Origin of the sequence: Thiomicrospira sp. WB1 (genome assembly GCF_001507535.1) — a bacterium.
Taxonomy (GTDB): Bacteria; Pseudomonadota; Gammaproteobacteria; order Thiomicrospirales; family Thiomicrospiraceae; genus Hydrogenovibrio.
Map to the genome: position 1 here is coordinate 584,272 of NZ_LQBN01000001.1, position 14,925 is coordinate 599,196.

The 14,925-nt window shown below is 52.5% G+C and carries 10 protein-coding genes; 5 read left to right on the forward strand and 5 right to left on the reverse strand.

Annotation, left to right across the window (positions count from 1 at the left end):
* Window positions 1–9: 9 nt before the first annotated feature.
* A complete protein-coding gene (dsbD, locus tag AVO41_RS02625) occupies window positions 10–2,265 on the reverse strand; it encodes a protein-disulfide reductase DsbD (RefSeq protein WP_068582153.1) in 2,256 nt (751 codons plus the stop codon).
* A 195-nt stretch (window positions 2,266–2,460) separates the two neighbouring features.
* Between dsbD and AVO41_RS02630 the strand changes: the two genes are divergently transcribed.
* Entirely contained in the window at window positions 2,461–3,018 is a 558-nt protein-coding gene (locus AVO41_RS02630; RefSeq protein WP_068582156.1) for an FxsA family protein, read from the forward strand.
* Window positions 3,019–3,023: 5 nt separating this feature from the next.
* Here AVO41_RS02630 and AVO41_RS02635 read toward each other — a convergent pair whose 3' ends face one another.
* From AVO41_RS02635 to AVO41_RS02650, 4 genes are all read right to left on the reverse strand, one after another.
* Window positions 3,024–3,893 carry an SDR family oxidoreductase gene (locus AVO41_RS02635; RefSeq protein ID WP_068582159.1) on the reverse strand — a complete coding sequence of 290 codons (870 nt, stop codon included), beginning with the start codon at window positions 3,891–3,893 and terminating at the stop codon, window positions 3,024–3,026.
* A 222-nt stretch (window positions 3,894–4,115) separates the two neighbouring features.
* A complete protein-coding gene (locus AVO41_RS02640) occupies window positions 4,116–5,453 on the reverse strand; it encodes an OmpP1/FadL family transporter (RefSeq protein WP_068582162.1) in 1,338 nt (445 codons plus the stop codon).
* Between the two features lie 672 nt (window positions 5,454–6,125).
* The gene (locus AVO41_RS02645) at window positions 6,126–6,695 is read right to left on the reverse strand and encodes a DUF302 domain-containing protein (RefSeq protein WP_068583256.1); all 570 of its coding nucleotides are present in this window, start codon (window positions 6,693–6,695) and stop codon (window positions 6,126–6,128) included.
* A 215-nt stretch (window positions 6,696–6,910) separates the two neighbouring features.
* Window positions 6,911–8,035 (reverse strand): 4-phosphoerythronate dehydrogenase, encoded by a 1,125-nt coding sequence (locus tag AVO41_RS02650; RefSeq protein WP_068582165.1) that lies wholly within the window; start codon window positions 8,033–8,035, stop codon window positions 6,911–6,913.
* 103 nt (window positions 8,036–8,138) lie between these two features.
* Here AVO41_RS02650 and AVO41_RS02655 point away from each other — a divergent pair, with 103 nt between their 5' ends.
* From AVO41_RS02655 to AVO41_RS02670, 4 genes are all read left to right on the forward strand, one after another.
* Window positions 8,139–8,825 (forward strand): alpha/beta hydrolase, encoded by a 687-nt coding sequence (locus AVO41_RS02655; RefSeq protein ID WP_235584637.1) that lies wholly within the window; start codon window positions 8,139–8,141, stop codon window positions 8,823–8,825.
* A 169-nt stretch (window positions 8,826–8,994) separates the two neighbouring features.
* Window positions 8,995–10,410, forward strand: coding sequence for a TolC family protein (locus tag AVO41_RS02660; RefSeq protein ID WP_235584638.1), 1,416 nt, complete (start codon window positions 8,995–8,997; stop codon window positions 10,408–10,410).
* Between the two features lie 52 nt (window positions 10,411–10,462).
* Window positions 10,463–11,545: an efflux RND transporter periplasmic adaptor subunit gene (locus tag AVO41_RS02665; protein WP_235584639.1), complete on the forward strand. Its 1,083-nt coding sequence runs from the start codon at window positions 10,463–10,465 to the stop codon at window positions 11,543–11,545.
* Window positions 11,546–14,851, forward strand: a complete 3,306-nt coding sequence (locus AVO41_RS02670; RefSeq protein ID WP_068582174.1) for an efflux RND transporter permease subunit — start codon at window positions 11,546–11,548, stop codon at window positions 14,849–14,851.
* Window positions 14,852–14,925 lie beyond the last annotated feature (74 nt).

The window sequence follows — 14,925 nt, forward strand, 5'->3', positions numbered from 1 at the left end:
GCTGTGGCACTATTTGAGTGCCTGCTGAATGTTGTCGGTAAACGTTTGTGCGTTCTGAAAACCGACGACACGCTGGGCTTTTTGTTCCTGTCCGTTTTTAAAGAACAGAATGGCTGGCGGTCCCACAATGTTGAAATGTTTCATGAGAGCCTTGTGTACCTCCGTGTTGTCGGTCACGTCCGCTTTGAGCAGGGTGACGCCTTCCAGCGCCTGATGAACGCCCGGGTCGGTAAAGGTGAGCGCTTCCATTTCCTTGCAGCTCACGCACCAGTCAGCATAAAAGTCCAGCATAATGGGCTCGCCTTTGGCCAGCTCGGCTTCCAGTTCCTGAAGGGAATCGATTTTTTTAAAATCAAGTGCTTGCGTTTGAACGCTTCCGCTTGATGTGCCAGTCAGCCCCTTGAGCGGTTGCAGCAACTGGTTGGAACCGCTTGCCAGTCCGACCAACATGATCACCCCGTAAATCAGTGAAATCACGCCCAGGGATTTAAACAGCTTGTGCCAGCCGGATTTTTCGCCAATTGGCTCCAGTGCGCCCAGATAGACACCCACGCCAATCAATAGCAGGCCGGAAAGCATCAAGGTTGCCCAGCCTGGAATGATACGATCCGCCATCCAGATGGCCAGCGCCAGCATGAGCACCCCAAAGACGGCTTTGACGTTATCCATCCAGGCGCCTGCCCGGGGTAAAAGCTTACCGGCAGAGGTACCCAGCAACAATAATGGTACGCCCATGCCCAGACTCATGGCAAACAAGGCGGTGCCACCGAGCAACGCATCCCCGGTCTGGCCGATGTAGATCAGTGCGCCAGCCAGCGGAGGGGCCACACAGGGACCGACGATCAAGGCCGACAAAAAGCCCATGATCGCTACACCGGTCAAGGTCCCGCTTTTTTGCTGGTTGGAGACTTGCGTGATTTTGTTCTGTAATGACGCGGGCAGTTGCAGTTCATAAAAGCCGAACATGGAAAAGGCCAGTGCCACGAAAACCAGTGCAAACGTGCCGATGATCCAAGGGTTTTGGAACATGACCTGAAGGTTTTCGCCAAACACACCGGCGAGCACCCCGGCCACGGTGTAGGTCACCGACATCGCCAGCACATACACGAGCGACATGGTGAAGGCGCGTCGGGTGGTGATTTGGTCCCCTTGACCGACGATGATGCTGGACAGAATCGGGATCATTGGGAAGACGCAAGGGGTCAATGACAGCAGCAGCCCAAAGAGGAAGAAGGTCCCAATAATCAGCCAGAGAGAGCTGTCTTGCAAGGTTTGGGTAATGCGATCAGACTCAGACAGGTCGTTGCTGGTCTGAGGCGCGGACGGCATCGCGGGTTCACTCAGCGGTTGAGCAAAGTTTTGTTCAGAGACCGTCAGTGTTTTTGTCGTGGGCGGATAGCAGACACCTGCGTCCACTGAGCAGCCTTGATACGTCAGTTCGATTTCGGCTGTGTCCAGCACGTTGCCAATCGGCAAACGGGCGGTGAAGTCATCATGAAACACAGCGACCTTGCCGAACACCGGGTCATCGGTCAGGGTAGATTCCGGCAATTGCAGCGTGCCAAGGGATGCTTGCCCGGATTTGACCGTGGCTTTGAATTTGTCTTCATACAGGTGGTAGCCATCGGCGACCGCAAAGGTCAGAACCAGCATGCCCCGGTTTTGGCCGGTGCCGGGCTGGTAGTCAAACTGAAAGGCTTCCTCTTCTGGCAAGAGGTTGGTGCCGCTGTCTGCCACGATCGAATCGTTGAGTGCCTGCAAGCTGTCCAAGCTGGCAATGGCACCCGGCGAGGCTTGAGCGCTTGCTTCAGGCAGCGCCACCATGGTTTTGCGCGTTTGCGGTGGGTAGCAGACGCCTTGTTCTTCGGCACAGCCCTGATAGCTGATTTCAAGTTTCAACCGCTTTGCGTCCACCTCGGGAATGGAGACGGTGACGGTGAGGTCATTTTCATAAACCTTGGATTCACCAAAGGCAGGGTCTTGTTTAATGATGGCTTTGGGGAACTTGACCGGACCGAGTGTTGTCTCGGGCGAGGTGACTTTGATGCGTTTTTGATAGAGGTAATAGCCGTCTGCAATGTCCCAGGTGATGTGGATCTGGCCGTTTTTTGCGGTGACCGGTTGCAGTGCAAAGGCATCATCCACACTCAATAAATCATTGGCGTGCGCCTGCCAGGGGGCAAGTGAAAAGGCGCTGACAGTCAGGATGCCAAGTAAAACGTGTTGGAAGCGTCGAGCGGTCAAAGTTATAAAACGGCGAAACATAAAGGTCGTCCTTACCCGTTGAATTCTGTTGTAACGCAACCATCATTGATATGATGGCGCTCAAATTAGTTGAATTGATCTAATGATTCTAACGTAAAAGCCCCACGATAGGGTGTGCAAAGTTTGTGTAAGGCTGACGTCTGTATTGAGGTATGAAGCCACGGTAGATTTGGGTATAAGGGTGAATGAGGCTGTATGTTTAATCTGACTGTTTTATTGTTTATTTTGGTGCCGCTGGCGGAGCTTTATGTGTTGATTGAGGTCGGCGGTGTGATTGGAGCGCTGCCGACGATCCTGTTGACCGTTTTTACCGCTGTGGTGGGGGTGGCACTGATGCGTCAGCAAGGCGTGAGCACCATGCAGCGGGCACAGGCCAGTATGGCTCAAGGCCAGCCACCCGCACAGGAAATGATGGAAGGCGTTTTGCTGTTTTTGGGCGGACTCTTTTTACTGATTCCAGGTCTGATGACGGACTTCCTGGGCTTTTTGCTGCTGATTCCGCCCTTGCGGGCGGTGATGGCGCGTAAGGTGATTGAACAGCGCCGAACTCAATATGCGCAGCAAAGAGACGGGGTGTTTGAAACCGAGTGGACCCAGAAATCGGAGGACGGGGATCAGATTCTCCATGTCCGAACGCTGGGACGAAGCGAGGGGCGTTCCGGTCATGATGAGCGTGTGATTGATGGTGAGGTCACACACGAGTCGTCGGATCAGTCGGACGCCTCGAAAGATGACCGTGGCCGAAACCGATAATCGGCTTAGACGCTCTCGGCTTCGGTGTCTTCGTTGATTTCTTCCAGTAACGCCGTGTAGCCTTCTTTAAAACTGGGGTATTTAAACGTGTAGCCAGTGGCGCGGATTTTGGCGTTGGAGAGGCGTTTGTTGCCACGTTGAGCCCGGCTGTTTTCGGTGGGCTCATTGTGCTCCACGACCGAGGCAGACAGCTGTTCGGCCAGCCATTCATACACATCACAAATCAATGTGGGCTCATTGTCGACGCCAATGTAAACCGGCTCGAGCGGGTCGACGGTGAGCAGGTGCGCCAAAACTCCCACGGCGTCTTCAGTATGAATGCGGTTGCTGTAGACGTCTTCCATGCAGTGTGCATGCCCTTTCAAAACCATGTCGATCAGATAGGTGCGTCCAGGGCCATAGATGCCGCCAAAGCGCACCACTGTTCCCGGGAAAGGGGCGTTTAAAGCCAGTTCTTCCGCTTCCAATAAACGGCGACTGGCAAAGTTTTTGCCTTCGGTCGGGCTGTCTTCGGTGACGGTTTCGCCATTGTTTTGGGTGAACACGGAGGAGCTGGAAATGAAAAACAGGCGTTTGATTTGGTCGGAGAAGCCTTGTGTTTCCAGTGCTTTGATCACATTGCGAAGGCCGAGGACGTAAGCGCGATAATAGCCGATGTCATTGAAAGCCCCGGCGGACACAATGTAATACACATAATCAAAGGGACCCGGCAAGTCAGGCAACGGCGCGAACAGATCGGCTTCAATGGGCTGGATGTCCGATGGCACTTTGCCGGCAGAGCGTCGAATGCCAAATACGTCATGTCCTTGCTTGGAAAGTTGCTTGCCCAAGCGGCAACCAATGTCGCCACAACCTGCGATCAGAATGCGTGCCATAGACCTGTGTGCTCCTCTTAATCGGTCATTTGTCTGGCATCCTATCACAAACAAATTGCACAGAATAAGAAAAGTTTGAAAAATACATGTATTGCTTCTGTATATGTATTGGTTAAGGAGGGCAGAGATGTGTTTTTGACCAGGCCTGGTCAAAAAGGCATAAAAAAACCGCCAGCCGCAAACGCGGGTGACGGTTTGGTTAGGATGTTCTAAGCGTACAACTTAAAAGTTCATGCGCAGAGACAACGTGTACCCAATTTGAGAGTGGGTTACTTCGTGTTCGGTGCTGTCTACTGGATTTCCATCATAACTTCCGTCTGACATCATGTCAGAAATGGTACCGGTGTTAACCTTTTTGTTAACCTCGGCGGCATAAACAATGGCAGCGTCAAGCGCTAGGTTTTTGGTAATGTTATAACCGCCACCAAAGGTAAAGTGTTGTTCAACCACAGCTGGGAAAAAGTGATTGTTGAAAAGGTTGACTGCTTGGTTTTGATAGGCGGTCATCGGGTTGTTGTCACTCATGACATCAATAGGGTCTTCGGCATAGTTGTAACCAACACCGAGCCAGTAGTTGTTTGCTGTGTATTTGAAACCAGCTCCGAATACATTTTGGTCATCCCAATTAAAATCCTTGTATCCGTTGGCGTCACTCCATTTAATCTGTTTTGCGTCAGCCGTGAACATCATGTTGCCCATTGTGTAAGCGGCACCGATTTTAATTTCCGCGGGTTGCTCAAGATTGTCCGAGGTGATTGTATTCGTTTGTGGGCGCGCGTTGCATCCAGTTGGACCAACGCCAAAACCACACGCCGCACCGGTGATTTGATCGTCATATTCCATATCAATAGCAGATTGGTAAGCCAAAGCAACGGTAAATTCAGGTGTAATGTCAAAATGACCACCGATGTTAAACCCATATCCCAGGTCAGAAGACATGCCGTTACCAAAATTAGAAACTTGGTCATCTGTTGGGTCCATAGGTGTGCCGTTGTTGTTACGGGAATGATAGTTAATGTCTAATGCGCCGTATTGGATCACAGGAGCAAAACCAATCCCCCAGTTCTCGTTGTTGTAGGCGAGAGAAGGCGCGAATTTCATTAACTGAAGATTGCTATACCCGTTGAACAACCCGGTACCGTCCATTTCTCCGCCATTATCTCGGTAGTCTGTCCCCATCCCTGCGGAGCCGAAGATGCCGAGGCCAAATGTCCAGTTGTCATTAAGGCGTGTTGAGAGAGAGACCTCAGGAATGATGTTTGTATCAGCCTCACTGGTTTGTGATGCTGTTTGACCCGGCATTGAAGCGACATTGGTTTCGGCTTTCACATCCGGTTTAAACAAAGTCCCGCCAATGGCAAACTCGGTGCCTTGGCCTTTGCCGAGCAGAGAAGGGTTGGTCAGGGCGTTTTCGGAGCCGAAGAAAGCGGCGGTGCCAGTGCCGCCCAGTGCGCGTGACTGTGCGCCCAGACCGATCAGGTTGTCACCGTTGGTTGCCAGAACAGGGGTTGAAACCATGGCTGTGGTGGCCACAGCGAGTGCGATTCTTGTTAACTTCATGCGTTCATTCTCTCTTGTTGTTGTGATCAGGTTGGTTTTCCTGGGTTGTGTGCAGCATGCGCCACAACCTTTTCAGAAAACACTATGCATAAGCGTTTTCTGATTTAATAATCAAAAAAATTTTATGATTGATTAGTGGGATTAATTCGTACGGGACTGGGGATGTGTTCGAAATTTGATCCAAGTCAAAAAATAACTTAAGTTCTTGATATTAAATATAATAAGCGTTTTCTAATATAAGTGTTCTATGAAATAAGGAATTGTCTTTATTGAAGTCAAAACTTTTTTATAACTAAGCAGAGTTTTTTTATTAAGAGTTTCTAATATTATTAAATACTGTACTTGGTGAGCGGTGAGCGGTGAGCGGTGAGCAATGAATGCAAACATTACCAGGCCTGGTGAAAAGGCAAGCAGATTGGCGTTTGAGTGTCGTCCTGGTTCAAAGTGTCTCCGGTAGGCCTTATGCCAAGGCTTTTGTCATTCTTAGGCTTTTTCTTCGCCCGTGAAAGGTCTGAAAGATCATTATTTTCGCAGGAATGCTGGTGAGGGCAGTGGGGGAAGCGGGGCGTTTGAAGGCGATGCTCTAGATCAGAGGGGCGAGGTTTAGACATTCATTCGTGCACAAAAAAACCCGCGCAAGGCGGGTTTCTAATCAGAGGATCGGGAGGGAGCTTACCAAGCGCCGGAAGCACCTTTTTCCATCATTTTCCAAACCGTGTTACGCACATGCATGGTTTCTTCTTTCAGTTCTGGTGGCAGTTTTTTGCCCATTTTGACCATCATGTCCATGTTCATGCTGTAGAGATGCAGACCATCTTCTTCTTCAACGATGGTGATACGACAAGGCAGGAAACCACCCATCGCCGGTGAAAAGTCGATCATTTTACGAGCGGTTTCAGGGTTACAGAAAGACATAACGTGAATGCGCTTGGATTCGATGCCGCGGGCTTTCAGTTCTTCGGACAGGGGCAGTACGCCGACGTTCATCAGACCGGTGCCCATGGCTGCATTATTGATGGCGTCAACCACGTCAACGAATTCAACGCCTTCTTCTACTTTCATTTCCCACATGGTGGCGTCGGCGATATCGCCTTCGGCTTCAACCCATTTGTCCCAGACTTCGAAAAAAGTATCGCTCGCGCCGTCATTCAGGTTGCCCATGGCGTTGATGGTGCCACACCCGGAAAGCAGGGCGATGCTGCCGGCCACAAAAGCGGTTTTGAACAGTGTCATCAGTTTCATTGAGTCGTTCTCCATTGGTTTGCGTTCGTTCTCACTTGCCCACAACCGGATGGCTGTGGCAAGTGTTTTTTGATGTAAGTCAATTTTCAGAACCAAGATTACTCGGGTGCCGAATGGGGCGAAAATCAAATTTTTTGTCGGCAAAATAACTTTCTTTTATGGACATAACGACTTGCTAATATTAAGAGATAACGAAACCCTGAAATAAGTGTCTGCTAAATTAGTTGAAAGCCTAGTTCTATCAATAGCTTATTTAAATTTTTATCGGGTGTTTTTGCCACTCGGTGTTGTGACCACTCTCGCCGCACCGGGTAGTGTCGACGGTAATATTCATATTTTTTATGCGTGCCCTGAATCTCTTTGGCCCGTATGGCCTGATCGTCGTCCAAAGGGTTGTAACATTGCTTCAAAAGCTGCCATAGCGTCTTCGCTAATTGAGGAGCGGGTTCAATTTGAAGCGGTGCGGGAGGGAGGGGTAATTCTGCCTGCCAATGTTGCTGCGGGGGGATTTGCCAGTGCTGGCAAAGCTGTTCGTATACCATCTCACTGCCCTTAATTTTAGCGTCCAGGGCATGACCCGCGATGTGAGGGGTGGCAAGGGTGGCTTTCTGATAGAGGTCAGCCCGGATTTCCGGTTCATTTTCCCAGCAATCAATGAGATTTTCGTTCATGGGCGCCGTCACCCAGGCCGCTTCATCCACAATGCCACCGCGTGCGGCATTGATGAGCACCTGGTTCGGACTGAGCCTTGCCAGATGCGAATGCGCCAGCAGATGATACGTTGGCCATTTTCCTTCATGGGATAAGGGTGTGTGCAGCGAGATAATGTCCGCTTTCAGTGCTTCGTCCAGTTCACAGAAGCCGTCTGAGCCTTCGCGCGCGGCACGAGGCGGGTCATTTAAAAGGCAGGTCAGACCGACGGCTTCGGCCAGTGTCTGCAGGCGTTTGCCGACGTGCCCGACGCCAATGATGCCGAGTGTTAGCCTGGTCAGGTTCCACTCATTTTGTGCCGCGAGGCGAATAATGTTGGTTAAAACGTATTCGGCGACGGAGTTGGCGTTGCAGCCCTGTGAAGAATAGAAGGGAATGTTCTGTTGTTTTAACCAGGCCTGGTCAATGTGGTCCAGGCCGACCACGGTGGAGCCGACAAAGCTAACGCCGCTGTCTTGTAGCAGGTCAGCATTGACCTGCGTTCGGGAGCGCACAATTAATGCGTCGGCGTTTGCAACGTCGGACGGGCGGATGGCTTTGCCGGGTCGTAATTTGACCTGGCCGAGGTGAGAGAACATTGCTTCGCCGAAGGGAATGGCGTCATCAATGATCAGTGTTCGTTCTTGCATTGTCTGCTCCATGGCTCTTTCAATGAGACCATTGTAGCGGTCGAGCGGGTTTCAGGCGACTGTTTGGCAGAGTCTTTCGAATCGAGGCGGGGACTCGGGTAAAATGGCCGGCATTACCTCATTGACCATGGAAATTATGCCTGCATCATCCACTAGTCTTGTCATTCCGGGGGAAGTTGGCCCCTTGCAAGCCCGTCTCACCCGGCCCGGTGCCTCTCGGCTGGCAGAGTCGAGTCCCTCCGTTCATGACACAGCCTGGGTGGTGTTGAGTCATCCGCATCCTCAGTACGGGGGCACCATGGATAATAAAGTCGTGACCACGCTGGAACGAACGTTCCAGCAGTTGGGTTGGGGAACACTGGCCTACAATTTCCGTGGGGTGCAGGAATCTGCCGGCGATTATGATGAAGGGCTGGGTGAACAATACGATCTGGCTGCCGTGGTCGAGTGGTTGCGGGCCACCGAATCCGTGTCGCACTTGACCCTGGCCGGGTTTTCATTTGGCAGTTACATCAGCGTGGCACAGGCCGATGCCTTGAACGCGGATCAATTGTGTACGGTGGCACCACCGGTAAGCCTGTATGATTTGAGTGGGTTTCATCCCAAGGCGGAGTGGTTGTTGATTCAGGGCGGGCAGGATGAAGTGGTCGACCCCAAGGAAGTGCTGGACTGGGCCCTGGCTCGGGAGCAGGTGCCGGATCTGGTCTGGCGGGCGCAGGCCAGTCATTTTTTTCATCGCCAGTTGGTCTGGATGAAACAGTTGCTGTTGGGGCATTATGGTTCGCCTTGATGTCACAATGACTAAGCCGGACAGCACTGGCATATTAGAGAAAACTTATTTATAATCCTCGCTTATTAGAAAATGCTTATATGCTAATGTGTTTGTCATTTCAGGGCCTTATCACTAATGTTTGGTGAATAAGGCCCGGGCAGGCCATCCAGGCAAAAAGGATGAAAGTATGAAATCAGTAAACGGCTTACATCGATTTATGCGCCGACTGTCGCCTGTGGCGATGGCCGTGGGGTTAATCAGTGCTCAGGGCATGGCCAGCGCCAATCCGGTCACGTTGGATTTTGAAGCCTGCGTGGAGACCGCACTGGGCAAAAACCCGGAGATGACGGTCAGTCAACAACGGATTGTTCAGGCCGAGTCCGCTCTGGCTGAGGCCGAAGCCAGCCGCATGCCTCAGATTACTGCTTCCCTGACCGGGACCCGTTCCAATGATGCGATGAATGTGTTTGGCATGAAACTGGGTCAGCGGCAGGCGACATTTGCAGATTTTGGCTTTGCGGATTTTGATTCGACTAACCCTAATCTCCTAAGTGTTGAGCCTGACGATTTAAACCATCCTGGTGCGCATAATAATTTCAATAGCCGTTTGGAAGTGAAGCTGCCGGTTTGGAATGGCGGAAAAATCGGCAGTTATGAAGATCAGGCCCAAGCCATGATCGCCGCAGCGCGCCAGGGTGATGAGGCCACGCAACAGTACCTCACCTTTAATGTCTACAAAGCCTATGAAGGCGTGCACACGGCGCGGGCCTTTATTGATGTCGCCAAGCAAGCGATGGAAGCGGCGCAGGCGTATGTGAACACCACTGAAAACTTGGTCGAGCAGGGCATTGTGGTGCGCTCCGAGCTGTTGAGTGCCAACGTGCATTTATCAGAGGCGCAAACGCATTATGAGCAGGCGTTGATGGAAGAGCAGATTGCGCTGGACAATCTGAAAATGCTGATGGCCATGGATGAAAACGCGCAGATTGAGATTGGGGCGCGTCAGGATATTACATTGCCGGAGCACACACCGGATTCATTGAGCCAGCAGGCCATGACCGCCAATCCGCAACTGGAAGCGTTGCGCGCGCAGACCGAAGCCAAACGAGCGGCCATTGCCGCCAGTGAAGCCGACAAATACCCAAGCTTTAATCTGATGGCGCGCGGGGATGCCAATGATGAAAACCTTGGTTTTGACAGCACCTCCTACACCGTGGCCGGGGTGGTTTCTTGGAAGCTGACCGATTTTGGCGTGACCAGCAATCGGGTCAGCCGCGCGCGCGCGGAAGCCGAAGAGGCCAAGGCGGCACTGCAATCCAAAACCAATCAAACCCGTTTGGCCGTGCGCAAAGCCTGGCGCATGCTCAAAGTGGCTGAAAAACGCGTGGTATCCAATGAGTTGGCCGTGGCCCAGGCCGAAGAGGCCCAACGTTTGATTATGAAACGCTACAAGGGCGGCATTGCCACCATGACCGAAGTGCTGGCCAATCAGGCGCAGCTGGATAAGGCGCGTGCCGATCTGGTCAAATCTCAATACGAAAAGAACATTCAAAAAGCCAAGCTGCGTTTGGAAACCGGCGCAATGAGCTTGGCTCAGCTTTAATCAATTCAACCAATCAAATCAGGTGAGTCGGATGAAAATCAACGCGTATTCTATGAAAACCCCATTGCTTGTTGCCTTATTGACGCTGGGGCTGACGGGGTGTGGTGAGTCAACCAATCCGGAAACCGATCCGGTCAATGTGCAAACCATTGATGCGCCTGTGGCATCGGTTGAATTGGGATCCATTCCCTTGCAGTCGGTGGTGCCCGGTTCCGTGGTCCCGGACCAGAAAGCGCGCATTGCGTCGCGTTTGATGGGCTACATTAAAGACCTGGACGTGAAAGTCGGTGATCGCGTGGACGCGGGGGATCTGCTGTTTTCGATTGATTCCAATGATGTGAGTGCGCAGATTACCCAGGCCAAGTCGGGCTACCAGCAGGCCAAAGCCGCACTGGAAGATGCCAAACTGGATTATGACCGGTTTAAAAAGCTCTATGCAGAAGACTCGGTGTCCAAGCAGCAGTTTGACAAAATCAGTCTGCAGTACCGCGTCGCGCAGGAAAATCTGGCCGCGGCTCGTTCTGCCTACAATCAGGCGCAATCCCAGCTGAACTATGTCAACGTCAAGGCGCCGTTTGATGGCGTGGTGGTTGAGAAAATGGCCGTTGCCGGTGACCTGGCTGCGCCGGGTAATCCGATTCTGGTGCTGGAAAATCTGCAATCGTTGAGTGTTCAGACGCAGGTGTCGGAAGACTTGTTTGCGGTGTTGCGCCTGGGTGACAAGGCCGAAATCAAACTGGATGGCAAGCTTGCGCCCATTGAGGGGGAAGTTTATACATTGGTGAGTGCGGCTGATCCCAAGTCGCGCACCCACACAGTCAAACTCAGCCTGCCTAAAGGCATTGGTAATGTGAACAGCGGGACTTTTGCGCGCGTTGGGTTTACCCATGGGGAACGTCAGGCCATGATGGTGCCACGCACCGCCGTGGTGAACCGTTCGGGCATTGAAGGCGTGTTTGTGGTCTCCGACGGCAAGGCCCGTTTCCATATGGTACGTCTGGGCGAAGTCATTGGTGATCAGGTCGAGGTCAAATCCGGTCTTCAGCTGGGGGACACCATTGTCGTGGACAATAATATGAGCATCCTCAATGGGGACCGCATCGCAACCGACGACGCACAAGGCAAGGGGGCGTAAATGAGCGCGGACAAGCTTAATTCAGCCGGGAAACTGGCCAAGGCGTTTATTCACTCGAAGATCACCATGATGATCATGGTGGCGGTGACGCTGGCTGGGGTGCTGGCATTGATGGTCACGCCACGTGAATACAATCCGCAAATTGTGGTCCCTGCGGCCAACATCATGGTGCCGAAAGCCGGGGCGACCCCGGAAGAAGTTCAGAACATGGTGGTCAAACCCCTTGAGAGCATTATGAACTCGGTCTCGGGCGTCAAACACACCTTTGGGTATGCCAGCAACGATTTCGGGGTGGTAACGGTTCAGTTTGATGTGGGCGAAAACCAGGAAGACAGTCTGGTCAAGCTCTATAACCAGCTGATGCAGAACATGGACCGCATGCCACCGGATACTCAGGAACCGATCGTCAAACCCATCAATGTGGACGATGTGCCGATTATGACACTGGCGCTCACCTCCACGGAGCTGTCCGGCTTTGACCTGCGTGACGTTTCTCTCAAGGTGGTGGAAGAAATCCGCAAAGTGCCCGGCGTCAGCTTTACCGATGTGGTCGGTGGCAAAAAACGGGCGGTCAATGTGTGGCTGGATGCCCGCAAAATTGCCTCAGTGGGCATGTCACTGCAAACCATCAGCGACATGCTAAAGGGCAATAATGTGTCCCTGCCAGCGGGCAGTCTGGTGGAGCAGAATCAGCACTACCCGGTGCGTCTGAACGGGTATCTGGGCAATGCCGAAGAAGTGGGTGAGATCATTATCGGCACTCACCAGGGTCGCCCGATTTACCTGAAAGACATTGCCCGCATTGAAGACGGCCCGATGGAAGAAGACGTCAGCACCCGAATCGGTTTCGGTTCGGCGGCCGGGCAAAACATTCGCGGCGAACAGCCTGCGGTGACCATTTCGCTGGCCAAAAAACCCGGCACCAATGCGGTGACCGTGGCCAATGCCGTACTGGATAAGGTTGATCTGCTGAAAAAGAGCGTGATTCCTGCCAACGTCGACGTGGTGGTGACACGCGACGATGGCAAAAAAGCCAATGCGGCCGTCAACATTTTGATGGAACACTTAGGCATTGCTGTGGGCTCGGTGATCGTGATTCTGGTCCTGTTCCTGGGCTGGCGTGAAGCGGGCATTGTGACATTGACCGTGCCATTGATTCTGTTTGTGGTGCTGTTTGTGGGCTATGTGTCCGGCCAGAGCATCAACCGGATCACCCTGTTTGCATTGATTCTGTCGCTGGGGTTATTGGTGGATGCCGCGATTGTGGTGATCGAAAACATACACCGACACATACACGAAGGGTTTGATCCCAAGAATTTTGATGAATTATTGATTAAAGCCACCAATGAAATCGGGAACCCTACTAATGTCGCGACGTTTGCGGTCATACTGGCCTTTATCCCGATGATTTTTGTGACTGGGATGATGGGGCCGTTTATGGCACCGATCCCGTTTAACGTGCCGGTGGCCATGATTGCGTCCCTGGTGATCGCTTATATGCTGGTGCCTTACCTCTCGTACCGTTTGTTGGGGAATAAGGCCATCAAGGAGATGCAGTCCCGAGAAAGCACGGAGACGCATCATGTCACCGAACCGGATTGGATGCAGAAACTGTATGAAAAATCCATTGTGCCCATGCTGGAAAGTCGCACCAAGCGCAATGTGTTTTTGTTTGTGGTGTTGATGGCACTGTTTGCGGCCATGATTCAGCCTGCGCTGCAGTTTATGCGGGATGATGGCATGAACAATCCCCTGCACCCGGCTGGCGTGGAAGTGAAGATGCTGCCGTATGACAACACCAGCACCTTCCTGGTTCAGGTGGACATGCCGGAAGGCACGGCGCTCGAGAGCACCGATATTGTGGTCCGTCGTGTCAATGAGGTGATTGCCGATTTGCCGCATGTGACCGATTACAGTGTTTTTCTGGGCAAACCGGCACCGATTGACTTTGCCGCACTGGTGCGCGGTGACTTGATCAAACAGGGCGTGAACTTTGCCCAAATTCGGGTGAACCTGACCGATAAAACCCAACGGGATTTATCGTCGCACGAACTGGTACAAATGCTCGACGAGCGATTGAGCTCGGTCAAAAAGGTTTTCCCTGGGGCCAACATCAAGCTGTATGAAACCCCGCCAGGGCCGCCGGTGACCACGCAGATTCTGGCCGAACTCTACGGGCCGGATTACGACAAGCTCCGTCAGGCGGCGCTGGAAATCACGGATAAGATGCATGATGTCTATGGTCTGACGAATATTGATAACAGTGTCACCGCTAACAGCGTCAGCTATCAGATCAATATCGACCGCACTCAGGCTAATCTGTTGGGTGTGGTGCCGGCTCAGGTTGCCAAGATGTTGCGCGATTACATTAATGGCTATGAGCTGGGCTACATGCACCTTGATAACGTTCGAGAGCCGGTCAATATTGTGGTGCGTTTACCGCGCTCTGAACGGACCGTGCCGGAACAGTTGATGTCACTGAATGTGCAATCGCGTTCCGGTGCGTCCGTGCCGGTCGCCTCCTTTGCCGACATCAAGGAAGTCACCAAGGCCAAGCCGATCATCGGACGTGACCAGCATCAGATGGTGATGGTCGGGGGTGAGCTGCTGCGCTCCAGCCCGGTTTATGCCGTTCTGACCCTGGATGGCATGCTGGACGGCGTCAAACTGCCGGAATCCGACGTCACCTTCCATACCGCCAATCTGGGCTTTGTGGAAGCCGAGCCGAAAGACGTGATGGAGTATTCCCTGCTCTGGGGCGGTGAAATGCGCCTGACACTCGATGTGTTCCGCGATATGGGCAGCGCCTTCATTGTGGCGATTATCTTCATTTATCTGGTGCTGGTGGGTTACTACCGCTCGTTTATGATGCCGTTGATTGTGATGGGGGCGATCCCGTTGACCATGATTGGGGTGTTTCCGGGCCACTGGATCATGGGACAGGCCTTTACCGCCACGTCCATGATCGGGGTGATTGCACTGGCCGGGATCGTGGTGCGTAACTCTTTGCTGTTGATCGACTTCATCCTTGAGTATCGGGCCGAAGGCAAGACACTGAAAGAAGCGGTGATTGAAGCTGGTAAGGTTCGATTCCGGCCGATTTTGCTGACGGCGTTGGCGATCATGTTCGGGTCCATGATCATGATCACCGATCCGGTCTTTGGAGGTCTGGCGATCTCTCTGATCTTTGGTACCTTCTCCGCCACGGTGTTGACACTGCTGGTGATTCCATTGCTGTACTTTATCTGGCAATGGCACGGTGGCGTCAAATACACCGAAGGTGGCATGAGCAAGCCAGGCAGCTGATCCTTATAACCGGATCGGTGAACGCCTAAGCCATGGCCCTTTTGGGGGTCATGGCTTTTTTATTGCCTGACGCA